The sequence below is a fragment of the Texcoconibacillus texcoconensis genome (assembly GCF_014202575.1).
Lineage (GTDB): Bacteria > Bacillota > Bacilli > Bacillales > Salisediminibacteriaceae > Texcoconibacillus > Texcoconibacillus texcoconensis.
The window spans coordinates 83,973-106,141 of record NZ_JACHHB010000011.1 but is presented as its reverse complement, the minus strand read 5'-3'; the positions used below and the strand labels follow the sequence as shown (position 1 = coordinate 106,141).

The following is a 22,169-nucleotide window of genomic DNA, read 5'->3' as shown; positions in this document are numbered from 1 at the left end:
ATTAGTGATGAGTTTTACCCTGCTCAATAAAGAGTTTCCAGGTGAAACATGTCCAAAAACTATTCGATATTGAGCCAGTCATTCCGTAAAAGGAGGCTGGCTTTTCTCTATTTCCCCAGGCCTCATTTAATGATTTTCGTGAAGGTTTTATTTTACCAAAGATCATGAAAATATGACTTTTTTTCAACATTTCTTTCATCTAAAACACAGATTTATTTAGTGATCATTAACGTAAACCCTTTTATACTAGGCTGTTTGCTCATTTTTGAAGGAAATGACTCTTTTTTATACGGGCTATATAGATATATATATATATATTATAATTGTTATCTATAAATTACACATATGTAAAGTGGGGTTTTGCAATGAATAAATACATCTTAGGACTGTTTATTGGGTTGTTATTAATTACTACAGCCTGTAATACTGAAAGTGAGCAACAAGTAGAAGGTTATGAACGTTATTCCACTCATCTCTTCGATTATTTTGATACAGTCGTGCAAGTGATTGGTTACACTACTTCAGAAGAAGAGTTTTATAATTATACCGATAAGATCGAAGAACGTTTTACAAGATACCATAAATTATTCGATAAATACAATGAATATGAAGGTATGAATAATGTAAAAACAATCAACGATAATGCAGGACATGAAGCCGTTGAGGTTGATCAAGAAATCATTGATATTATTAACTTTTCAAAAAAGTGGTACGAAAAAACAAATGGAAAAATGAATATTGCTGGTGGAAGCTTAATTACAATCTGGAAAGAAATAATGGATGAGGTCAAAAAAGACCCTGAAAATACGGAACTCCCTTCAATGGAAGAGTTAGAAAAAGCCCGTGAGTCTACCGATATTGATCAAATTATTGTTAATGAGGATGAGAAGACCGTTTTCTTAGCTGATGAAAATATGAGCTTAGATTTTGGTGCCATCACCAAAGGATTTGTAGCGGAAATTGTTGGGGAAGACATGAAAGAGAAAGGTTTTACTTCTGGAGCTATTATTTCTGGAGGTAATTGGGAAGTGTTGGGGGAACCCAAAGATCCTGAAAGGGATTATTGGAAGGTTGGTATTCAAGACCCGGAACACCCTCATCAAGCAGATGAAAGTGCGGTTTTAAAAAGAATTAAACTTCAAAATCAATCGATTGATACGAGTGGGGACTATCAACGTTTTGTTATGGTTGATGATTTAAGAGTGCATCACATTATTGATATGGACACGATGATGCCAGCTAATCATCACCGTGGTGTCACTGTCATTGCAGACAGTGCAGTGGTAACAGAGTATTTAACCACCGAGTTATTTCTATTAACATATGAAAAAGGCCGTGACCTTGTCAATAGCTTTGATGGGGTTGAAGCACTTTGGGTCATCGATCATGATAAAATTAAGATGACAGATGGTATGGAAGAAAGATTACAATAAGACGCTATCATACCTGAGGAGGGCTAAGCATGGATATGAATAAAAAAATGAAACGTGGCGACTTTATTATGCTTATGGCAACAGGGCTTGTCGCTGTTGGTTTGTTTTTATGGACTGGGAGCACAAATATGTTTCGACGAATGGCGAGGTCAGATGAGGCCCCTTTAATCGCTAAAATAGAAAAAGATAGGGAATTGATTCGAGAAATTGACCTTACAAAAGTGACCGAAAGGGAACAAATTCATTTAGAAGACGACAATAATGTGATTATTGAAGTGGAAACAGGTCGCATTCGTTTCCTGAATTCTGATTGTCGAGATAATATCTGCATTAATACAGGTTGGTTATCGCAAGAAGGACAAAATGCCGTTTGCCTACCTGCACGTACAGTCGTCTCTGTCGTGTAATATCAATTGCCAATAATGGCAGGGGGACTTATATGAGTAAACATAAACGGAATGCAATTATTGTTATACTTGTTACAAACGCCATCTTAATATCACTTCTAGAGTTTTTTGTTTTTATTCCGTTACCTATTCCCGGGATAAAACTTGGATTGGCAAACATTATTACGCTTCTTGCCATCGTATTTTTAAACTTCCGCTATGTTATAAATGTCGTTGTGATTCGGTGTTTAGTGGTTGCTGTTTTAACACGAGGTGTTTTAACGCTAGCATTTAGTTTGACTGGAGGCGTATTAAGTGCCATTGTTATGGCGATTTTGTATAAAAGATTTAGGAGATTCTTTAGTATTAAAGGTATTAGTATTGCAGGGGCTCTCGTTCATAATACAACGCAAATTACAGTAGCAGCGTTTGTTCTTGGACAAATCGTTATCTTTTATTATTTACCTATTTTACTAATTTCAGCGGTTGTCACAGGTTATATTACAGGTAGTATAGGAGAGAGGGTTATTGATGAGATGGAAGAACAAGGGGTTTTGGCCAATCGATAGCGGCTATAAATTTTTTATAGCAGTTACTTTAGGTGTTATTCCTTTTTTTATTGATCATTATCTTAGTTTTATACTTTTAAGTTTATATTTGTTCCTCTCTACGTATATATATGGGGCTCGATTACGAGAGATGATGAAAAGTATGGTTGCCTATTTAATCATTATCATTGTGCCGTATATGTTTGGGTTACTTATGGCAACCGTCGTCTCCACTGTATCTGGAACTGATATGTCGATGGTGTACGGGTCCTATCAAGATGTTGGTTTACGATTAGTTCAACTCTTTTTGTTATGGTATGCGACTAGTCTATTTTTCTTCTCAACACCTACCGAAGAAATTGTTGGAGTATTTGATCGCGTATTAACGCCATTGAAGCGTTTAGGTGTTCCAGTTCGAGATTTTCTTAAAGTCATTATGTGTGTGGTAAATGAATTAAAACATTTAGGTCCAGGAGTTAAGGAAAGCTTCACTAATAGCATGACAAAGCTATCGGAAAAAAGTAGTTGGAGAACAAAGATCAGAGTAATAAGCAATATACTCGTCGCTTTCATTGTGGATTCCTTTAAACGATTGGATGAAGTAGAAGAGTATGTCAATCAAGTCGAAGCAGAAGACTTATTCACTTATAAGGTCGTTATTTCAAAATCGGAATTGTTTTTATTTATAAGTTTCGTTGCATTATTATACACTTTCTTTTTTTTAGAAACGTATATGGTAGTTTAATAAATAGGTCAGCTTTACGTGAAATCCTTTATGAGCAATTTGCTTATGAAGGATTTTTATTGGAGTCAATTTCATAATTCACTTGCTTAAAAATGAATATAAAACGTTGTATTTTTTACTGGCAATTTGTATAACGTAGGACTCAGATTTATGAATTCTTTCATTGAATTTTCATATTTATTAAATTTATAAAGGTTAAGTGTATGATAAAATTTCATTCGAGCGTGATCTTAATTGAACACATTCATGTGAAGGTAGTTACAAAAAAATTATTTTTGAGGGGGATTACGATGAAAGTAAGAGCATTGAAAGTTTTATCGCTTGGTGTAGTTGTTAGTTTATTTACTGCTTGTTCTGCAAATGAAGAAGCAACAGGAAACGAAGATGTTAATAAAGAAGAAAACGAAAATCAAGAAGTTAACGTGGATAAAGAAGAAAGTTACGCAGGAACATATGTAGGTTATTCATGGGGGGGAGAAGCTGACGGAGTAACTCTTGAAGAAGCAGAGAGAAAGATCGAAACAGAAATTACTCTTGATGATGATGGTGTTATTACAGATGTTAGCAGTCTTTACTTACATGATGATGGCGAAGGAAGTTGGTTTGCAAGACAAGATACTGATGCTGACGTTAATGTAGATTTTTCAGTTGCGCCAACTCTTGCCACTCCTGAAAATGAAGATCAGGAATACGCAGCCGGAGATTCAATGTTTGAAATCGACACTGCAAATAAGATGTCATTTTACGCACTAACAGTGAATGAAGATGGCGATGTCGCTTTTGGAATCGTCGAACCATATACAAGATATTTATTTGAATACAAGATGGACAGTGACTTTGATTTTTCGACCCCGATGAAAGATATGACTATCGGAAGTGGGTTAGCTGTTCCCACAGTTAGAACATCAGGTTCTGGTCCTGAGGGTTGGGATGAAGACGATAATTTGTTAAGTTTCAGTCTTTGGGGCGATCCAATTACAGATCAGGGAGTTTTTGAAGGATTGGATAAAGAGTCTAGCATGAAAGAATTTTTAGAAAATGCTGGCGTTGAATTTGATGGTGATGCGCCTGCTCCAATGGAACTTACTTATGACTTTTTCGGCCTAGGTGGTTGGGAAGGTAACTACAAAGCAATTGAAGAATCTTTAATCGGCGAAAATGCTACAGAACTGACTTCATTAATTGACTGGGATATTGACCGATATAATGAAGGAATTAATGATGACAATTTCTTTGGTGTTGACGATGTATCGGGTGCGACAAGAACGGTACAAGATTCAATGGATGGTATTTCGGGAGCAACAGTAAGAGTTACAAGAGAATCAACAGCTTACCAAAGAGCTTTAGTTGAAGCTGGGATCATTAGTGAAGAAGATGTTATTAAAGGTAGATTTTAATAAATCATTTCTGCTCTAAATGATGCATTAAATCGGGGCATCTATTCTGCAGGGAATGATGTAACTTTAGCTATGGATGATTATGATGATGGGACTTACCATGGTGTCTTTGCAGATGGAGAAAATATGCAAGTAAATGTCCAATTTACAATTGAAGGAAATGCGTTTAAAGAGCTTGGATTTAGACACTTAGCAATATGGTGATGTAGACTACCTTGACCTATAAGAAGGCGAAGATTTTTATGACCTTCGAATGCAGCATGAGGAAGTACTTGATTATCTAGTTGGACAACCACTTGATGCTATTGCTGATTTACATTCACCAGGTGATTTCGTTGACGATGTTGATCGATTTACTGGTGCTACTATTCGAGGAAATAAAATTTTCTCAGCTATACAAGATGGTTTAAATCGTGGTATCTATTAAAAATTGTCGTAAATGAGAGTGGAAAAGTGAAGATGGGACACGGAATCTAAATCGTGTCCTCTCTTTCTGAATATCCCTTTTATAAGGTCTTTCCCTGTTAATTACAGACTAGCAATTATTTAAATCATATAAAAAATAATTTAAGGAAATGATAATTACATTATATAAGCTTTGGGGTGTGTGAAGCAGGGATAGGTTTACTCATTCCATTGGATATTTTGTTACTTGTAAAAAGTCCTAGAATGTTACTTGTTGCAGCAGTGATGTATTATTTCGAATGAAGTTTTACAAGACATAACCTTGTAACTGCTAGGCAAAGCGTATTATTGAAACCATATACTTCCACTATGGTTTTCTTATTAAGGTATTCCCAACATATAACTAATAAACAATAGATTTTATCATGTGTAAATAAAATGAATACAAGAGGAGGACGCTGCAATGAAGAAAATGATACTTACCTTCCTTATTATTGGTATGGCAGTTATTATTATGGCATGTAACGAGTATTCTGACGGAGTTTATGAAACATCTGCTGAAGGATTCAACGACGATATTGTTGTGGAAACTACAATCACTGACGATGTGATCGAAAACGTTGAAATCCTCTCTCACGATGAGTCAGATGGTATTAGCGATGACGCAATTAACGATTTACCTAGCTTAATTGTTGACAATAACAGCCCTGACATTGATGGTATCTCTGGTGCGACTCACAGTTCCGAAGCTATTCTTGACGCTGTTCAAGGTGCGTTGGAGGAAGCGAAGTAATATTGTGCACAAGTAGTTGAGCTCGCTGGACATTGGTGGTGTCTCTGGTGCGACTTACAGTTCCGAAGCTATCCTTCATGTTGTTTAACTTGCGTCAGAGGAAGCGAGTAATAATTTGAATGTAGACAATAGATGGAATTCAAGTGACCCCAAGCTGCTGATAACAAAGAGTTATATACTGTGAAACTTCAAAAACGACGAAAAAGGAAACCTTTTCCGTCGTTTTTTTTGTTATCCGATAAAAATTTTGGCTCTATTATATTTGTTGGGGTCTTAATAAAATTTGAGCATAAAAAACACGCAAACTCCAAATTCCTATAAACTTGAATGGTCGAGAAACAAGAATAGGATAGGAGTGCGTGTAGATGGATTTTAACAGGCCAACGGCTCCGAGGGAAGTTAAGGAGAAATTATATACGTTTTATAGACAAATCCATAACGAAGAGATGAAAGAGTTCACTTAAGCTATTCAGACCCTAAAGAATTGGCAGGTAGAGACATTAAACAGTTTTGCTTTTGGTTATAGCAATGGTTTTATAGAAGGACAAAACAACCAAACAAAGGTGATAAAAAGGAATGCATTTGGTTTTAAGCGTTATGACCGTTTAAGGCTACGCATTTTATTACTTCACCAATATAAATCAACGGAATTTCAAGTAGGGTGAGGAGTAGGAGATAAGCCCCTACCCCAACATTTGACTTAGAACCAAAATTTTAGCATTTATGCAATGGAAGTGATTTACAAAGAACAAATACTAAGCAAAAAGAGCCACACAGGCCCCTTATCTTCTGGGTGGTCGAACCGTTTTTTAGAACGAACTATGGCAACACAACAGCTGAGTGGGTTTCATCCATCCACATGACGGTCCATCCCATCGATTCAGCGTAGTTTCTTACGTTAACATAACTTGTGCCATCGATAACTTCCACATGAATATCATGTGATACTTCTCCGTTTAATTTCACAGTATTATCGCTACGACTTTGAACATCTATTTCTAGTACATTGTTATGATTATCTACAATGATTTGTCGCGTTTCCTCAAGCCATTGAACATCCGCTCCTAGTTGTTCGCTAACGAGAGCAAGTGGAGCCATTAATTGTCCATCATCAATGTATAAGTGAGTGTCTACTTCTCCTTCGATTGTTTCAGCTTTATTTTCGTTTACTTTCAATTCAATAAAACCGAATTCGCCAGCCTCAAATAGAGGGGCAAGTTGTTCTGCGATTTGGGAAAAGAGGGCGTCTTCTCCGGCAATCTCTTTAAAGTCTTCCACACTCTCTAGCTCCATTAACATGTCTGGTGTGATTAATTCGTCAGGTACTTCAATTGGACCAACATCTTGATTGTGGTTCCAAATTTGGTCTTTAGAAGATAATGTTATCGAATCCCCGATAGAGAATGGTAAAGGCTCATTAGTATCTTCTAATATTAGGTCTGCAAGTTCTTCTGTAAATGTAAACTCAGTTGCATATTCCATTTGATATGTCTCGGTATCGTCTACACCAATATATGTGTCAAGTGATACACTAGCGAAATCGTTTAACATGTCTTCATTTTCTGCCACATGTTCAGATTGGAATTCTTCTAATGTGATGACTAATTCTTCGATAGCGGAAGTTAGCTCTGTTTCGATCATTTGTAATTCTTCCTGAATTTCTTCTTCGCTAATCTCTTCATTCATATTTACAAAGTCGAGCATTAACAATTGTAGATTAGAAAATTCCTTGAAGAACTGCTCTTGTAATTCCTCGTTCTCTAAAAAGTGAGAAAGGGAATAATGAAGCATATCTAAAATTTCTGCTCCCGATAACTCAACTTCGATATGCTCTGTGTTCATACTTTCGCCATTAGGAAGGTCGATCAATACTTCACCGTGACTTTCAATATGATTAAGGGAAAAGTCATAGTTTTCAAGGTAATCTTCCATAAGTTGATGAAGGATATCTTGGAAACTGGTAAGGAATTCTACATATTCTTCCTCATTTCCTATACCAAACTCTTCCTCTGCAGAGATGTCTGAAAGCTGAATGCCAATATCATCTTCTGAAGAGGTGATGATTGATTCTCCATCTTTTGATATCATCGAAAGTGTAACACTTCCATCGTTTGTTGGTTCAACGTGAAGTCCTAATAATGCGAGTAAATCAGTGCCAACCTGAAAATCAACAACGGAATTTAGTAAATCAACTTGTTTCGTATCCATTTCTACTTCAAATGATTGATTCATAGATGTGGTGTCAATATCAACTGCTAATGTCGATTTTCCTTCAAAGGATTCAAGCTCCATTTGCTTTAACGTTGATTCCTTTAATAGGAGACCAGATGATGACGTACAAGCTGCTAAAAACATAACAACGGCCATAAAGATTGTAAATAATATTTTTTTGTTCAAACCGATCTTCCTTTCTTTTCCATATTTTTGAACAAATTTATTATACCACAATATTGGTAGGACTAATGTAATAATTGGTAATTTTCAGACCGTCATTTATAAAAGCACCCTCGGAAAAAAACTTGACACAAACTATTACTAATATATATAGGTAGAATATTAACTGTAAGAGAAAAACGCTTTGCTCTCTCTACGAAAGGTACCAAAAGGGATCATCCTTTTGGTGCCTTTTCTGTTTAGTATAATAAATATAAATTTTTATTTTTAAATTAAAAAAACTTATCATTTACCTATTCAAGCATGATAAAATATATACGCACTAAACAAACAAATTCCGACGGATTTCGCAGAAAAATGGAAGCGCTTAAATGAAAGGGGCAAATGAATTTAGTATGCAAATGACAATAGGCAAGAAAGTGGCATTATTCGCTCTTGCGATCCTTATCATTCCAAGTTCGATCATCGGTCTTACTGGTTATCAAACAGCCACTGAAGAGTTGGATGAGTCGGGACAAGTGATGCTAGAAAACAGCGTGAATCAAGTATTACAAATGATCGACGCTTTAAATGAGCAAGTTGAGGAAGGAAATCTTTCGCAAGAAGAAGCGGAAGAACAGGTGAAGGTACATATTCTAGGGGAAATGCAAGAAGATGGTACCCGTCCAATTACCGATGAGATTGACCTCGGCGAAAATGGCTATTTTATCGTATATGATCAAGAAGGTTTGGAAGTTGCTCACCCGGAATTAGAAGGGGAAAATGTTTGGGATGTTCAAGATGAAGATGGACGGTACTTTGTCCAAGACCAGATTGCGCTCGCACATTCTGGTGGTGGTTTTGACTACTATGAATGGGCACTCCCAGGGTATGGAGATCAAGAAAATCCTCCGACAGAAACAAAAATTGCTTATGCGGCTGAAGATCCGCACTGGGGTTGGATTGTAACAGCAAGTTCCTATATGTCTGATTATAATAGTGGAGCGAATACGTTATTTGCTATTACAATATGGACACTTGGTGGATCACTTTTAGTTGGTGGTGTGGCGTTATTTTTCTTTTCACGTCATATATCTAGGCCAATCCGAGTACTGGATGAATATATGCAAAATGTTGCAAATGGTAACCTTAATCATGAACATCCTCACATCAAAAATCGTGATGAACTTCAATCCCTTTCTCAATCATTTAACACGGTGACAGATAACTTAAGGTACCTTCTTAATGATGTGAAAGGTTATGCAGAGCAATTGGCGGCTTCTTCTGAAGAACTGTCTGCAAGTGCTCAAGAAAGCACAAGTTCAATGGAGCAGTTAGCTGAAAGTTCCGGGCAATTTGCCGAGCAAACGAATGAAAATGCAGAAGGGCTTAAAGGCATTGCTCATCAAATTAATGGTCAAACAGAGTCCATTGTTCAATCGTCTAAAGAAAGTGAAGAAGCACGAGCCTTAGCACAAAAAACACAAACTCACTCCGAAGAAGGAGCAGAAAATCTAAGAACAGCAACAGAACAAATGAAAACGCTCAACCAGTCTGTTCAATCTACATCTGAAAAAATTGAACAATTACGCGATCGTTCAAGTGAAGTTGGAAAGATCACAGAAATGATTACCGATATTTCAGAACAAACGAACCTCCTCGCACTCAATGCAGCGATTGAAGCTGCGCGAGCTGGGGAATATGGTAAAGGTTTTGCGGTTGTTGCCGACGAGGTTCGGAAATTAGCCGAACAGTCAGGGCAATCAGCTCATCAAATTCAAGCGCTTGTCGAGAAAATGCAAGCAGATGTAGAAGTGGCTGTCTCTTCTATGAATGATTCGTCTGAACAGGTGGCAAAGAGTACAAAACAAACATCTGATGTAACAGAAAGTTTTACGACCATTCATGATTATGGGTGGAAAGTCCGTGATGCACTGGAAGGAATAACGAATAACCTCAATGTTTTAAGCAATGACGCTTTAGAAATGACCGAATCGCTACAGACGTTTCAGGAGTCTGTTCGCCAAGGGACGGAAATGAGTGATCAATATTCTGCAACAAGTGAAGAGCAAACTGCAGCGATGGAAGATATTACAAAGTCATCTGAATCGTTAGTTGAGTTGGCTGAGGAAATGCAGGAAACGTTGAAGCGGTTTAAGACATAGCGTAGACTTTTTTCTCGGACGCAAAAAAATAAAATTTGATACTTTCGCACGCAATGTCGTTTACATTAAGAGTAAACCATTGCGTGTTTTTTTATAGTACATTGATGATTTAATACATTGGAGCCTTGGAGAAGCAGCAAGATTTAGGTTCGGACGTGATTTTGTTGACAGTTTTAGTCCTTGTCATACCGATCATTTACATTTGGAAGGCCTATAGAAGTGCGAGAAGTTGAATGGTCAGGAAAAAGAAGTTGAGCGGACATATGATCCGTTATTTTCAAAAAATCGGTTGATTTTGTAGGGTGCGCGGACATGTGTTCCGTTATTTGCTCAAAATCACTGTAAAAAAGGGTGATAATCACTCAATAACGGAACGTATGTCCACCTGACCTCAAAAATAAGGCAATTTTACGTCCATAACGGAACCAATGTCCGCATTAACAACTTTTTAAGGGTTTGTTGCCAAGAGGCTAGCTGATTTAATAAATACACGCGGGTGGAGCTTTAGTTGGGAAACGATGTATTCAGCGATATCCTCAGGTTGCATCGCTTTTTCTGGGTTTCCGTCTGTTAAGTTTTCTCTTAAAGCTAATTCAGTTGTCACTGTACTTGGCGTTAAGGCAGATACGCGGATATTGTGTTTGCGTACTTCCATTGCAAGTGATTCCGTTAAGCCGATCAGGCCGAACTTGGATGCACTATACGCGCTTGTCTTTGGTGCACCTTTTTGACCAGCCGTTGATGCAACGTTAATAATGTCGCCGCCATTTTTCTCGATAAGCTGTGGGAGGACGGCCTGTGTCACATTGTAAGCACCCATTAAGTTGACATCTATGATATTTTTTACTTCTTCAGGTGTAAGGTCTAGAAATCCACCGAACTTGGCAATTCCAGCGTTATTAATCAAAATATCGAATGACCCGAGTTCATTCGTAACGCTTTCCACTGCTTTTTCTACTTGTTCTAGTTCTGAGACGTCAACGGTTGCGTACGCAGCTTTTACCCCTAATGCCTCAATTTCACTTGCTACGTTTTTTAAATCTTCTTCAGTGCGAGCTAGTAAACCAACATTGACGCCTTCTTGCGCGAGGGCAAGCGCTGTTGATCTGCCGATTCCTTTTCCTGCACCAGTGATAAGTGCTGTCTTTCCTTGTAGTGATTGTGCCATGATGAGATCCCCTTTCTATGTTCCCTTCTTTAACAAAGGTAGTTTATGTTCTCTGAGGTCTTACCATACAAAACGGGTCCATTTGTTGTCAAAGAAATGGCATCTAATGAGTTGTGTTTTTAAGATGATAGATGAGTTTTCCGATGGGTTTTCTTCATTTCGTAAACCGACTGAACATACGGCATGAAAGACTGGATAATCATTCCTCCAAAGAGTGCGGATAAGACCGTACCGATCCCGATTGGCCCGCTTAATATAAAGGCCAGGATGACGAGGACAATGCTGATGATTCCTCGCGATACCGTGACATTCAGCCCTGTGAGCTTTTTGATCACAAGCATCGTTCTGTCCATTGGGTTAGGGGCAAAGTCAGCTTGTAAATTAACCGCAATGCCTAAACCCATAAAAATAAGACCAAACAGTAAAACAATAAATTGTGTGATGATGTGTTCAGGTTGAACCCAAGGCGTCATAAACAACCAAAAGTCAATACATACACCTGTGAAAAGTGAAGTGACGATACATAAGTATTCAGGTTTTTTCCATTGAAGTAGCGCGTTTAAAATCACAAAACAAGTACCTAAAAAGATTTCCCAACTACCAACAGTTAAACCGAAGTTGATATATAAACCCACTTGCAGAGCATCAAACGGGCTTGTACCTAAATTAGAGTGAATGGTTAAGGCGATTCCTAGTGCCAAAATAAAAATGCCCGTAAAGAAAAATGAAAAACGCCATAGTGTCATGAATGCTTCTTCCTTTCCGAGATGAGAGAATGATCTCATGTCACGATGATGAAAATCGATCATGGAGCTGACAATTTCTTTCAAACAACTAATATTGTAACATTGTAACGAAAGGCTTTGAAAAAATGATACTTGTAAAACAAATTACTGAGGAACATGGTGGCACAGTGCAGATGATTCCTTGTTAAGGTAAAGGAATCGTCATGGCATTGTGACTTCCGAAAACAGGAGGAGAAAATTCATGAAAAGAAAAGTTGTGATGTCGTTAATTCCTGCTGCATTCGTAGCAATGAGTGCATGCAATGAAGGTGAACCTTCTAAAGAAGATATCCTTGCAAATGCCCTCTCAGAAAGTGATGAGCTTGACGCTTTTTATATGGAGACAGATATGCAGATTTCAATGGAAGGTGAAGAAACGGAGAAAATGAATGCCAAAGAGTGGCACTTTCCAGAAGACAGCGGGATTTCTAAAGATCGAAAAGAATTAACGCGTAATGAGGGTACGACGACTTATATTGTTAGTGATGGAGACATGTCGTTGTCTTATGAAGAAGGCGATACAGAAGCTGTACAAAATGAAGTTATACAAGCAGAGATGGAAAGTGAATTAAACCAACGTTTGCAAATGGTAGAAGATTATCAAGACACACATGACATTGAACTCGTAGGCGAAGAGGAGGTCAATGGTCGCGATACATACCATGTACTAATGGAGACAAGCGATGAGGAAGCGGCTAATGAAGATGTCGAAGTCTGGATTGACCAGGAAAATTGGCTGCTCATGAAACAAATCAGTCATATGGGTGACCTTCGTTTGACGTTTGAAATCATCGACCTTGACACGGACCCTGAATATGATGAGGAGTTGTTCACACTTGATTTACCAGAGGACGTAGAGATCGTTGACAATCAAGTCAATGAAATTGAAGTTGAGGAATCAGTCGAAGAATTAAGTGTAGATGAAGTAGAGGATCGTTTCGGTCAACCTGTCCTGCTCTTAGATGAAGAAGCAGGAGGTGTTGAATTGGAGAACATTGAATATATAGAACGTTCTTATGACAATTTTGATGAGGAAGAGTTAACGTTCACGTATGTAAAGAATCAAGAGCCGTTCATGGAAATGAGAATTGATGAACCGACCGAGGAACAGCAACCTGTAGAAAGTGAAAGGGATATTGACATTCCAGGTAGAGCTGAGCATACGATCAGAGGTGAAGACGGTCATTCGACAGATATGGATACTTTAAGGTATATCATTTGGACGGAAGAAGGATTACGTTATAACCTGTCTACACAGCAACCCGAAGTTTCGGTTGACGATTTATTAGAAGCCGCAGAACGAATGGAATCCTCCTCGTAAACGGATAAAATGAAAATGAAAAGGAAGAGATCTTATGGATGAAGAGTTTCAATATTCATAAAGGTGCTGAGATGTCTACTAAAGGTCGCGTTTCGGACAGCTTGAGGAGCAAAAGTGGTAAAACTGTCCGAAGCCAAGAGAACTTCGGACAGCTTGAGGAGCAAAAGTGGTAAAACTGTCCGAAGTCAAGAGAACTTCGGACAGCTTGAGGAGCAAAAGCGGTAAAACTGTCCGAAGTCAAGAGAACTTCGGACAGCTTGAGGAGCAAAAGCGGTAAAACTGTCCGAAGCCAAGAGAACTTCGGACAGCTTGAGGAGCAAAAGCGGTAAAACTGTCCGAAGCCAAGAGAACTTCGGACAGCTTGAGGAGCAAAAGCAGTAAAACTGTCCGAAGCCAAGAGAACTTCGGACAGCTTGAGGAGCAAAAGTGGTAAAACTGTCCGAAGCCAAGGGTTTTACGAACAGGGGGCTCTCCTTGCGAACTTTGAGGGGTTGGAAAAAGTAATATAATTTGTGAAATTCCCTCTACCAAGTTAATGTCTTCTTTAAAGGTTTATCTAATAAAGATCGGAGGCAAAAACTTATGTCATTTCACAGTAACCCTCATACATATGTCGACCATGTAAAGCTCAACGTGCAAGATTTACAAAGGTCATTAAAGTTTTACCAAGAAGTGATTGGTTTTCAAGTTCTTAAACAATCAGGGTCATCAGCACAATTAACGGCCGATGGAAAGACGAGTATTTTGAGTTTGGATCAACCAGATGGTTTAACACCAAAGGTCGGTAGAACAGCAGGTCTTTATCACTTTGCAATTCTTCTCCCGACACGTGATCACTTAGCTCAGTTCGTCCAACATATTGCAAAGGTAGGTATACCTGTTGGGTCATCGGATCATCTTGTTAGTGAAGCACTCTACTTTTCAGACCCAGATGGCAATGGTATTGAAGTATATTCGGACCGCGACCCTTCAACATGGGAGTGGAAAAATGATGAAGTAAAAATGACCGTCGATCCGTTAAATATCCCAGAACTACAGGCAAGTCACCAACCAGAGTGGGATGGACTTCCTGAGGATACAGTTATGGGACACCTTCATTTACACGTATCAAACCTACAAGAAGCAGAAGAATTTTACACACGTGGGCTTGGGTTTGAGGTCGTTTGTCGCTTTGGTTTGCAAGCGGTGTTTATCTCAACCGGGAAGTATCACCACCATATCGCCTTGAATACGTGGAATGGTATAGGTGCTCCGAAGTCTCTAGAACATAGCGTAGGTCTGCAATCATTTCATATTACTTATCCAACGGTGGAGGAAATAAGTGACGCTGTTGATCGGTTAACGTCCCTCGGGGTGTCTGTCATAAAAGAAAATGACGTTTATCAGGTAGAAGACCCTTCAGGAAATCACGTACAATTAAAGGTATCGCCATAAAATGATGAACTCCCCATCGCCAAAACAAAGGCGGTGGGGTTTTTTAAGTGATGACTGTTAAGAATTATTATACACTTGTGAAATTTCCTTTATTGCAATGTCCTCATTTACATCTTCTTGCATTTTGTGATTATTCACCGAATTGCCCGCAAATTGCTCATCGATATCTAACGTTTGACGTCCGCTTAATTTATTGTGTCCTCGTAGTTGATCACGTGAATACTCACCTTTACGTTTTCCCATACTTTCACCTCACTCGCTTCAATAATTATTTCTTATCCTCCACGCTTAGTCAGAATAAATACGAACCGCTTTTTGGATACTAATCATGTCAAACGAATAATAAACAAGGAGGGGAATTATGGAATTCGTCGACCATCTTTACGATTTATATAAAGACAAGTTAACCGGTGATGAGGAAGATGCCTTAATCATTATTGAAGGCGTCGTTGCAGACTTTAGTAACCAAGATATTGAAAAAATTTTTCGCGATTTATCAGAGGAAGATCGTTTTAATATGGTGTCGTTATTTTTATATGAGAAATTTAGGCAAAAGGTTGCTAAAGAAGGTATAGGGCAAACGAAAAATCGCGATGATCAACAGTTTAAATACTATCATTAATGCGTGGCCACTAATCAAGAGGTCATGCATTTTTTGCGGAAGAAGAAAGATACCTCATATTACCTAACATTGTTTTGTTCCATAATTGAAAAGCTGTAAAGGAGAGCAACACTTAACACCTAAAAAGCCGAACGGTGGATTCGGAATGCCAGTCGAACAATAAAGAACAACTGATCAAGGTAAAGGGGATGAGACATTGTGGATAAGCAACAAGAAAAGTGGCATAGCTTAGATGTCGACGAAGTTGTAGATAAATTAGATTCCGATCAGTCTAAAGGGTTAACGTCAGACGAAGCATCGAAAAGACTTGAAGAAATTGGACCCAACGAGTTGCCTGAGAAAAAAGGGGAACCAGCGTTTATTAAGTTTATCAAGCACTTTCACGACATACTGATTTACGTTTTATTAGTTGCAGCGGTGATTTCCGGTTTACTGGGGCATCTTATTGACACGATTGTCATTGTGTTAGTCGCTGTGATTAACGCTTCGATCGGATACTTCCAAGAAAGTCGAGCTGAAGCGGCATTGGAAGGTATCAAAAATATGTTATCGATGGAAGCCAATGTTCTCCGTAATGGAGAAAAAAGAGAACTTGATGCTGCCAAATTGGTTCCAGGTGATATTGTGTACCTTAGCGCTGGTGATAAAGTACCAGCGGACTTGAGAATTATTAAAGCGGAAAATTTTCAGACAGAAGAAGCTGCGCTCACTGGAGAATCCACTTCCGCAGAAAAAAACTCCTATACATTAGATGAAGAAACGGTATTAGGGGATCGTTTAAATATTGCGTTTTCGAGTACGGCTGTTACATCTGGTACGGCTATTGGTGTTGTTGTTGAAACAGGGTCTAATACTGAAATTGGTAAAATTAACGAATCCATTTCTGAAGTGGAAGAACTCCGTTCGCCATTAATGAAACAAACGGATCGTTTTGGGAAAACTGTGGCATTTGTGATTGTGGTTTTAGCTGCATTCATTTACGCTTTCGGTGTGTTCTTCCAAGATTTCGATCCATTAGAGTTACTCATGTCTGTGATTGGTTTAGCTGTTGCAGCGATTCCTGAAGGTTTACCTGCGATTATTTCGATCATATTGGCACTCGGTGTACAAACGATGGCGAACCGAAAAGCGATTGTACGTAATTTACCATCCGTTGAAACATTAGGTGCTGTTTCTGTTATTTGTTCCGATAAGACGGGGACGCTAACGAAAAATGAAATGACCGTTACGACAGTCATGACTAAAGATGATGACTATCAGGTAACAGGTACAGGTTATGAGCCAACAGGTCAAATTAAACAAAATGACCAAGAAGTTAAGGTCAAAGAACACGAAAACTTACACAAGCTCCTTACTGTCATGAAGACGTGTAACGACTCAACGTTATATCAAGATGAAGAAGAAGGTTGGACAATTAACGGTGAGCCGACAGAGGGATGTTTAATTACGTTAGCCGAGAAAGCTAATGATGATATCGAAAAACGTGAAGTGATCTCTAAAATCCCATTTGATTCAAAATATAAATACATGGCTACATTAGTTGAAGAAAATGGTGAAAAGTACATTTACATTAAAGGTGCACCTGACCGACTGATGGATATGGCGGAAAAAGGTGACGAGAGCTTTGATCGTTCATACTGGGAAGGAAAGTCAAAAGAACGTGCCGATCAAGGGGAACGCGTGCTAAGTGCAGGCTATAAGAAAGTATCTCAAGACGTGACAGAAATTGACCACGATGATTTAAATCAAGGTATTACCTTCTTAGGTTTAACAGGTATTATTGACCCACCACGTGAAGAGGCGATTGAAGCGATTGAGGCTTGTAGAAAAGCCGGTGTTCGCGTCAAGATGATCACTGGTGACCATAAAGATACTGCGCTCGCGATTGCTAAGCAAATGGGGATCGGTGATGGTGAAAAGGCATTAAATGGGATAGAAATCGACCAAATGTCTGATGAGGAACTGTCAAAAGCGATCATGGAATATGACGTATTTGCGAGAACAAGTCCAGAAAACAAATTACGTCTTGTGTCAGCACTTCAAGAAAACGATAAAATCTCTGCAATGACAGGTGATGGTGTCAATGACGCACCAGCTTTAAAACGCGCCGATATCGGTGTTGCTATGGGGATCAAAGGGACAGAAGTTGCTAAAGAAGCTTCGGAAATGGTATTGGTCGATGACAACTTCGAGACGATTGTCGGTGCTGTTGAAGAAGGAAGACGTGTTTATGATAACTTAAAGAAAACGATCCTGTTTATTTTACCGACAAACGGTGCCCAAGCGCTTCTGATTATGATTAGTATCCTTATAGGGGCAGTGATGCCTTTAACACCTGTACAAATTTTATGGGTGAATATGGTCATTGCCGTAACTGTTTCGCTTGCATTGGCCTTTGAACCGGTCGAGTCGGATGCAATGACGCGTAATCCACGGGAAACAAATACCCCACTTCTCACAAGGTATTACATTTTCCGGATTATCTTTGTTTCGCTTCTGATCGGTGGTGGAACGTTCATTATGTTCATGAATTTAGTAAATCAAGGTTACGACCAAGCAACAATTAACAGTGTTGTTTTACACACGATTGTTCTCTTACAATTGTTCCACTTGTTTAACTGCCGTAACGAAATCGGCTTTGCCTTTAACAAGAACTTTTTTGAGAATAAAGTCGCCTTTATCGTATCTGGCGTGTTAATTCTCCTACAAGCGTTCATATTATATGTACCTTTTATGAACGTCGCATTTGAAACTGTACCATTAGGGATAAACGATTGGATATTCCCGCTAATACTTGGTGTCATCGTGTTTATCCTTATTGAAGTTGAAAAGTATATCACAAGAACGTTTGTTAAAAATAATTAAATTCCTATTTTAAACAAATGTTTAATAATCATAAAACGCTCGGACTGTTATTGAATCCGGGCGTTTTTTGTGAAAAATTTCTATAGGCTGTACATTATTCAACTTAAAATACCAACAAATCATTATTTACAAAAAGTGAAAGTGTTATGGTTATGTTGCATAGGTATAGGGGTATGTGTATAATATATAGTGTATTGAAATGAGGAGGTCATGTTATGTCTAAAAAAATTGTTATTGTTGGTGGTGTAGCAGGTGGTGCTACAGCTGCTGCGCGCCTTCGTCGTATCGATGAAGACTCACATATTGTCATGTTTGAAAAAGGAGAGCATATATCGTTTGCAAACTGTGGTTTGCCTTATTATATAGGAGAAGTGATTCAAGACCGTGAAGCCCTACTTGTGCAAACAGTGGAAGGGATGTCTCAAAAATTCAATCTCGATATCCGTAATTTAACGGAAGTAACAGCGATTAACCGTGAGGAACAAACAGTTACGGTGAAAAAGGTACAAACAGGTGAAGAGTATACAGAAGCGTATGATGAATTAATTTTATCTCCTGGCGCACGACCAGTTGTACCACCGATACAGGGATTAAATGAAGCTGAAAATGTCTTTACGTTAAGAAATGTGCCTGATACGGATCGTATTAAGGCGTGGGTTGATGAACAAAAACCAGAAAAAGCCGTTGTCATCGGTGGTGGTTTTATTGGCTTAGAAATGGCAGAGAATTTACACCATCGCGGAGTCGATGTCACAGTTGTCGAGATGGCCGATCAAGTAATGGCGCCTTTAGATCCTGAAATGGCGGCAATTGTTCATGAAGAAATTCGTGGAAAAGCAACGTTAATCTTAGAAGATGGCGTAAAATCCTTTTCTGATAATGGAAATAAAATCACATTACAAAGTGGTGAAATACTTGAGAGTGACCTTACCATTCTTTCCATCGGTGTGCGCCCTGAAAATGAGTTAGCAGTTTCTGCAGATCTGAATGTTGGAGAACGTGGGGGCATTATCGTTGATGAAGAGTTAAGGACAGAAGACCCTCATATTTATGCGATTGGTGATGCGATTGAAGTGAAAGATTATGTGCAACAAACGCCGACGATGGTTCCCCTTGCATGGCCAGCAAATCGCCAAGGAAGAATCGTTGCGGACAATATTTATGGTAAAAGCACGAAATATAAAGGTACGTTAGGAACAGCCATTGCGAAAGTATTTGATCTTACTGTCGCTGCAACAGGCAATAATGAAAAAACGTTACGTCAGCTTGATGCCCCTTATGAATCTGTCCATGTTCACCCAATGTCACATGCCGGTTACTACCCGGGAGGTTCTTCGATTTCCTTGAAGTTAACGTTTAATCCAAACAACGGCGAAATTTATGGAGCGCAAGGTGTCGGTGTTGACGGTGTTGATAAAAGAATTGATGTGATTGCGACGGCCATCAAAGGTGGATTGACGGTATATGACTTGCAGGAATTAGAGCTCGCTTATGCACCGCCTTATTCATCAGCGAAAGACCCTGTCAATATGCTGGGTTATACAGCTTCCAACATCGCTGATGGCGAGCTTAAAGTTGTCCATTTTGATGAAATCGATGACATCGTGCGCGAAGGGAACATGCTTTTAGATGTACGAGAGGTAGAAGAAGTTGAAATGGGAGATATCTCAGGTTCAACAAACATTCCATTAGGCCAACTTCGTGATCGTTTGTCTGAACTACCAAAAGAAGAGCCTATTTATATTACTTGTAAAGTCGGTCTTCGAGGTTACTTGGCCACACGTATTTTGAAGCAGAGTGGGTTTGATGCGATCAACCTTAGTGGTGGATATACCACTTATGCAAATGTACAAAACGGTCATCGTGATGAAAAATTGGCCTCTTCACAAAACGAAAAAGATACAGATGTTGATTTAGAAATCGATGCATGTGGATTACAGTGTCCTGGACCGATTTTAAAGGTAAATGAAGCGATGAATGAATTGAACCGTGGTCAAGTATTAAATATACGTGTTACTGATCCAAACTTTTTAAGAGATATCGAAGGTTGGTGTAGCAAAAAAGGCCATACGGTGCGTCATCATGAAAAAGAAGAAACAGTTATAAGCGTTATGATTGAAAAAGGAACCGACTAAAACCATTGAGAGGACTGGAGCAGATCCAGTTCTCTTTTGTATTTGATCACACGTTAATGCTTAGGCGAATAACATAACCTTGAATCATCCACGTTGTTTTTCGAGAGGGGGATAGCGATGGGGAAGAAGAAACACGATGTCACGATGATTGGCGATGAATTTCCGAGTATACATGTGCATACAACGCATGGGAAACGGAACCTTCCCGATGATTATCAAGGTTCTTGGTTTGTGTTATTCAGTCATCCAGGTGATTTTACACCCGTTTGCACGACAGAATTTATGACGTTTGAAAGAAATCATCGACGTTTTAAGGCTTTAAACTGTGAATTGATAGGATTATCAATTGATACTGTTTTTTCTCATATGAAGTGGCTGGAATGGGTACGAGAACATTTCGGTGTAACGATCTCGTTTCCAGTGATCGCAGATGAACTAGGAAAGGTATCAAAACAACTTGGTATGATTGCACCAAAGGCAGGTACACGCGCAGTCAGAACTGTTTATATTGTAGATCATGAAGGAACTGTTCGCTTAATCATGAACTATCCTGCAGAGGTCGGGAGAAATATTGAAGAGATTTTACGTGCTGTTTATGCATTGCAAACCGCAGATTTCAATAAAGCGGCAACGCCAGCTGACTGGCCTAGAAATGAATATATTGGAGACCAATTAATCCTTCCTCCACCAACGGACCTTTTTGCTGCCCAAAAGAGAATCGAAGAAGCAAATGTGAAAGGGTATAGCTGCCTAGATTGGTGGTTTTGTTATCGTCCGTTTCAAAGAAAGGACGGGGAATCTTAAGTGAAATGATCATTTAAGATTAAACGTTTGCCCTATTCCATATTTGTCTTGGGTGCATATGATGCTAATGTCTATTCGTATACACGATTGTATGTCGTGTTGGTGATACGTATTATACTTTAAAGGAGTGATACACATGGCTGAAGAAAATACTCAGCAAAACCCATTTGGCGGTTTATTTGGTTTTCCATTCTTTTCAGGTCCGCCGCAAACAGCGCACGTTGAAGTTTATGAGACGGAATCCGAATTGGTCGTCGAGGCAAACCTCCCTTACTATAAACGTGAAGATGTTGGAGTTGAACTTGTAACAAACGGTTTGTTGATTACAGCTGAGGCGACCGCTCCTACAGATGACTCAACAGAGGAAGACAATCAACCATCATCACAAACGCTTCCTCCTAGGTTCGAGCGTTTCATTCCTGTAGGTTTTCCGTTTACAGCTGAAGATGTAACAGCAGAATTTACGGATAAAAATCACTTAACAGTACGTGTCGGGAAAAATGATAAAAATCGTACATTTATCCCTGTTCAGGAGGCTAAAAAAGAAGAAGCAGAAAAAGAAGAATCTAAAAAGGAAGAAACAGAAAAGAAAAGCAGTGATAAATAATTTGTAAATGTTGATGAGGGCCAGGTATATGTCTGGCCTTTATTTTTTGTTTAGTTACCTAAATGAATTTCATAATAGATGATGTAAAGATCATTTCCGAACATGGATTGTGATTTTCACTGCAGGCGGACGCTTTCCCAAGGGCTTGTCTTCAGCTAAATTCAGCTCCACAAACCGTCGCTG

Annotated in this window: 20 protein-coding genes and 1 pseudogene; 17 read left to right on the top strand and 4 right to left on the bottom strand. The window is 38.8% G+C overall.

The window, feature by feature from the left end:
* Positions 1 to 365 precede the first annotated feature (365 nt).
* The 9 genes and pseudogenes from HNQ41_RS12305 to HNQ41_RS12270 form a co-directional block, all read left to right on the top strand.
* Positions 366 to 1,433 carry an FAD:protein FMN transferase gene (locus HNQ41_RS12305; RefSeq protein WP_184664737.1) on the top strand — a complete coding sequence of 356 codons (1,068 nt, stop codon included), beginning with the start codon at positions 366 to 368 and terminating at the stop codon, positions 1,431 to 1,433.
* Positions 1,434 to 1,462: 29 nt separating this feature from the next.
* Complete coding sequence (locus tag HNQ41_RS12300) at positions 1,463 to 1,840, top strand: NusG domain II-containing protein (protein WP_184664736.1); 378 nt, start codon at positions 1,463 to 1,465, stop codon at positions 1,838 to 1,840.
* A 32-nt stretch (positions 1,841 to 1,872) separates the two neighbouring features.
* The gene (locus HNQ41_RS12295; RefSeq protein WP_184664735.1) at positions 1,873 to 2,388 is read left to right on the top strand and encodes a Gx transporter family protein; all 516 of its coding nucleotides are present in this window, start codon (positions 1,873 to 1,875) and stop codon (positions 2,386 to 2,388) included.
* Positions 2,351 to 3,112 (top strand): energy-coupling factor transporter transmembrane component T family protein, encoded by a 762-nt coding sequence (locus HNQ41_RS12290; RefSeq protein ID WP_184664734.1) that lies wholly within the window; start codon positions 2,351 to 2,353, stop codon positions 3,110 to 3,112. The genes HNQ41_RS12295 and HNQ41_RS12290 overlap by 38 nt, the downstream gene beginning before the upstream one ends.
* A gap of 290 nt (positions 3,113 to 3,402) precedes the next feature.
* The gene (locus HNQ41_RS12285; RefSeq protein WP_184664733.1) at positions 3,403 to 4,509 is read left to right on the top strand and encodes a hypothetical protein; all 1,107 of its coding nucleotides are present in this window, start codon (positions 3,403 to 3,405) and stop codon (positions 4,507 to 4,509) included.
* Between the two features lie 72 nt (positions 4,510 to 4,581).
* Entirely contained in the window at positions 4,582 to 4,713 is a 132-nt protein-coding gene (locus tag HNQ41_RS16795; RefSeq protein ID WP_281394017.1) for a hypothetical protein, read from the top strand.
* A 49-nt stretch (positions 4,714 to 4,762) separates the two neighbouring features.
* The gene (locus HNQ41_RS12280) at positions 4,763 to 4,936 is read left to right on the top strand and encodes a hypothetical protein (protein WP_184664732.1); all 174 of its coding nucleotides are present in this window, start codon (positions 4,763 to 4,765) and stop codon (positions 4,934 to 4,936) included.
* A gap of 441 nt (positions 4,937 to 5,377) precedes the next feature.
* A complete protein-coding gene (locus HNQ41_RS12275; RefSeq protein WP_184664731.1) occupies positions 5,378 to 5,707 on the top strand; it encodes an FMN-binding protein in 330 nt (109 codons plus the stop codon).
* A 389-nt stretch (positions 5,708 to 6,096) separates the two neighbouring features.
* Positions 6,097 to 6,372: pseudogene (locus tag HNQ41_RS12270) on the top strand (transposase); the annotation flags it as partial.
* A gap of 154 nt (positions 6,373 to 6,526) precedes the next feature.
* Here the strand turns inward: HNQ41_RS12270 and HNQ41_RS12265 are convergent.
* Entirely contained in the window at positions 6,527 to 8,104 is a 1,578-nt protein-coding gene (locus tag HNQ41_RS12265) for a copper amine oxidase N-terminal domain-containing protein (RefSeq protein ID WP_184664730.1), read from the bottom strand.
* Between the two features lie 368 nt (positions 8,105 to 8,472).
* Between HNQ41_RS12265 and HNQ41_RS12260 the strand changes: the two genes are divergently transcribed.
* Positions 8,473 to 10,245: a methyl-accepting chemotaxis protein gene (locus HNQ41_RS12260; RefSeq protein WP_184664729.1), complete on the top strand. Its 1,773-nt coding sequence runs from the start codon at positions 8,473 to 8,475 to the stop codon at positions 10,243 to 10,245.
* Between the two features lie 448 nt (positions 10,246 to 10,693).
* Here HNQ41_RS12260 and HNQ41_RS12255 read toward each other — a convergent pair whose 3' ends face one another.
* Positions 10,694 to 11,413: a 3-ketoacyl-ACP reductase gene (locus tag HNQ41_RS12255; RefSeq protein WP_184664728.1), complete on the bottom strand. Its 720-nt coding sequence runs from the start codon at positions 11,411 to 11,413 to the stop codon at positions 10,694 to 10,696.
* 119 nt (positions 11,414 to 11,532) lie between these two features.
* Entirely contained in the window at positions 11,533 to 12,159 is a 627-nt protein-coding gene (locus tag HNQ41_RS12250) for a YczE/YyaS/YitT family protein (protein ID WP_184664727.1), read from the bottom strand.
* Positions 12,160 to 12,400: 241 nt separating this feature from the next.
* On the opposite strand from HNQ41_RS12250, the gene HNQ41_RS12245 reads away from it, so the two are divergent.
* Together HNQ41_RS12245 and HNQ41_RS12240 are read left to right on the top strand one after the other, a co-directional pair.
* Positions 12,401 to 13,519, top strand: a complete 1,119-nt coding sequence (locus HNQ41_RS12245) for a LolA family protein (protein ID WP_184664726.1) — start codon at positions 12,401 to 12,403, stop codon at positions 13,517 to 13,519.
* A 582-nt stretch (positions 13,520 to 14,101) separates the two neighbouring features.
* Positions 14,102 to 14,953 carry a VOC family protein gene (locus HNQ41_RS12240; RefSeq protein WP_184664725.1) on the top strand — a complete coding sequence of 284 codons (852 nt, stop codon included), beginning with the start codon at positions 14,102 to 14,104 and terminating at the stop codon, positions 14,951 to 14,953.
* Between the two features lie 57 nt (positions 14,954 to 15,010).
* Here the strand turns inward: HNQ41_RS12240 and HNQ41_RS12235 are convergent, their stop codons facing one another.
* The gene (locus HNQ41_RS12235; protein ID WP_184664724.1) at positions 15,011 to 15,196 is read right to left on the bottom strand and encodes a hypothetical protein; all 186 of its coding nucleotides are present in this window, start codon (positions 15,194 to 15,196) and stop codon (positions 15,011 to 15,013) included.
* A 118-nt stretch (positions 15,197 to 15,314) separates the two neighbouring features.
* Between HNQ41_RS12235 and HNQ41_RS12230 the strand changes: the two genes are divergently transcribed.
* From HNQ41_RS12230 to HNQ41_RS12210, 5 genes are all read left to right on the top strand, one after another.
* Positions 15,315 to 15,575: a DUF6154 family protein gene (locus tag HNQ41_RS12230; RefSeq protein WP_184664723.1), complete on the top strand. Its 261-nt coding sequence runs from the start codon at positions 15,315 to 15,317 to the stop codon at positions 15,573 to 15,575.
* Positions 15,576 to 15,773: 198 nt separating this feature from the next.
* Positions 15,774 to 18,440 (top strand): HAD-IC family P-type ATPase, encoded by a 2,667-nt coding sequence (locus tag HNQ41_RS12225; protein ID WP_184664722.1) that lies wholly within the window; start codon positions 15,774 to 15,776, stop codon positions 18,438 to 18,440.
* Positions 18,441 to 18,655: 215 nt separating this feature from the next.
* Positions 18,656 to 20,575, top strand: coding sequence for a CoA-disulfide reductase (locus HNQ41_RS12220; RefSeq protein ID WP_184664721.1), 1,920 nt, complete (start codon positions 18,656 to 18,658; stop codon positions 20,573 to 20,575).
* Positions 20,576 to 20,692: 117 nt separating this feature from the next.
* Positions 20,693 to 21,379 carry a peroxiredoxin gene (locus HNQ41_RS12215; protein ID WP_184664720.1) on the top strand — a complete coding sequence of 229 codons (687 nt, stop codon included), beginning with the start codon at positions 20,693 to 20,695 and terminating at the stop codon, positions 21,377 to 21,379.
* Positions 21,380 to 21,515: 136 nt separating this feature from the next.
* Positions 21,516 to 21,986 carry an Hsp20/alpha crystallin family protein gene (locus HNQ41_RS12210; RefSeq protein WP_184664719.1) on the top strand — a complete coding sequence of 157 codons (471 nt, stop codon included), beginning with the start codon at positions 21,516 to 21,518 and terminating at the stop codon, positions 21,984 to 21,986.
* Positions 21,987 to 22,169: the final 183 nt, after the last annotated feature.

Excerpts from the sequence above, each read along its gene's own strand:
- HNQ41_RS12305 (WP_184664737.1), top strand. The coding sequence starts at position 366 with ATGAATAAATACATCTTAGGACTGTTTATTGGGTTGTTATTAATTACT.
- HNQ41_RS12300 (WP_184664736.1), top strand. The coding sequence starts at position 1,463 with ATGGATATGAATAAAAAAATGAAACGTGGCGACTTTATTATGCTTATG.
- HNQ41_RS12295 (WP_184664735.1), top strand. The coding sequence starts at position 1,873 with ATGAGTAAACATAAACGGAATGCAATTATTGTTATACTTGTTACAAAC.
- HNQ41_RS12290 (WP_184664734.1), top strand. The coding sequence starts at position 2,351 with ATGAGATGGAAGAACAAGGGGTTTTGGCCAATCGATAGCGGCTATAAA.
- HNQ41_RS12285 (WP_184664733.1), top strand. The coding sequence starts at position 3,403 with ATGAAAGTAAGAGCATTGAAAGTTTTATCGCTTGGTGTAGTTGTTAGT.
- HNQ41_RS16795 (WP_281394017.1), top strand. The coding sequence starts at position 4,582 with ATGGATGATTATGATGATGGGACTTACCATGGTGTCTTTGCAGATGGA.
- HNQ41_RS12280 (WP_184664732.1), top strand. The coding sequence starts at position 4,763 with ATGCAGCATGAGGAAGTACTTGATTATCTAGTTGGACAACCACTTGAT.
- HNQ41_RS12275 (WP_184664731.1), top strand. The coding sequence starts at position 5,378 with ATGAAGAAAATGATACTTACCTTCCTTATTATTGGTATGGCAGTTATT.
- HNQ41_RS12260 (WP_184664729.1), top strand. The coding sequence starts at position 8,473 with ATGAAAGGGGCAAATGAATTTAGTATGCAAATGACAATAGGCAAGAAA.
- HNQ41_RS12255 (WP_184664728.1), bottom strand. The coding sequence starts at position 11,413 with ATGGCACAATCACTACAAGGAAAGACAGCACTTATCACTGGTGCAGGA.
- HNQ41_RS12250 (WP_184664727.1), bottom strand. The coding sequence starts at position 12,159 with ATGACACTATGGCGTTTTTCATTTTTCTTTACGGGCATTTTTATTTTG.
- HNQ41_RS12245 (WP_184664726.1), top strand. The coding sequence starts at position 12,401 with ATGAAAAGAAAAGTTGTGATGTCGTTAATTCCTGCTGCATTCGTAGCA.
- HNQ41_RS12240 (WP_184664725.1), top strand. The coding sequence starts at position 14,102 with ATGTCATTTCACAGTAACCCTCATACATATGTCGACCATGTAAAGCTC.
- HNQ41_RS12235 (WP_184664724.1), bottom strand. The coding sequence starts at position 15,196 with ATGGGAAAACGTAAAGGTGAGTATTCACGTGATCAACTACGAGGACAC.
- HNQ41_RS12230 (WP_184664723.1), top strand. The coding sequence starts at position 15,315 with ATGGAATTCGTCGACCATCTTTACGATTTATATAAAGACAAGTTAACC.
- HNQ41_RS12220 (WP_184664721.1), top strand. The coding sequence starts at position 18,656 with ATGTCTAAAAAAATTGTTATTGTTGGTGGTGTAGCAGGTGGTGCTACA.
- HNQ41_RS12215 (WP_184664720.1), top strand. The coding sequence starts at position 20,693 with ATGGGGAAGAAGAAACACGATGTCACGATGATTGGCGATGAATTTCCG.
- HNQ41_RS12210 (WP_184664719.1), top strand. The coding sequence starts at position 21,516 with ATGGCTGAAGAAAATACTCAGCAAAACCCATTTGGCGGTTTATTTGGT.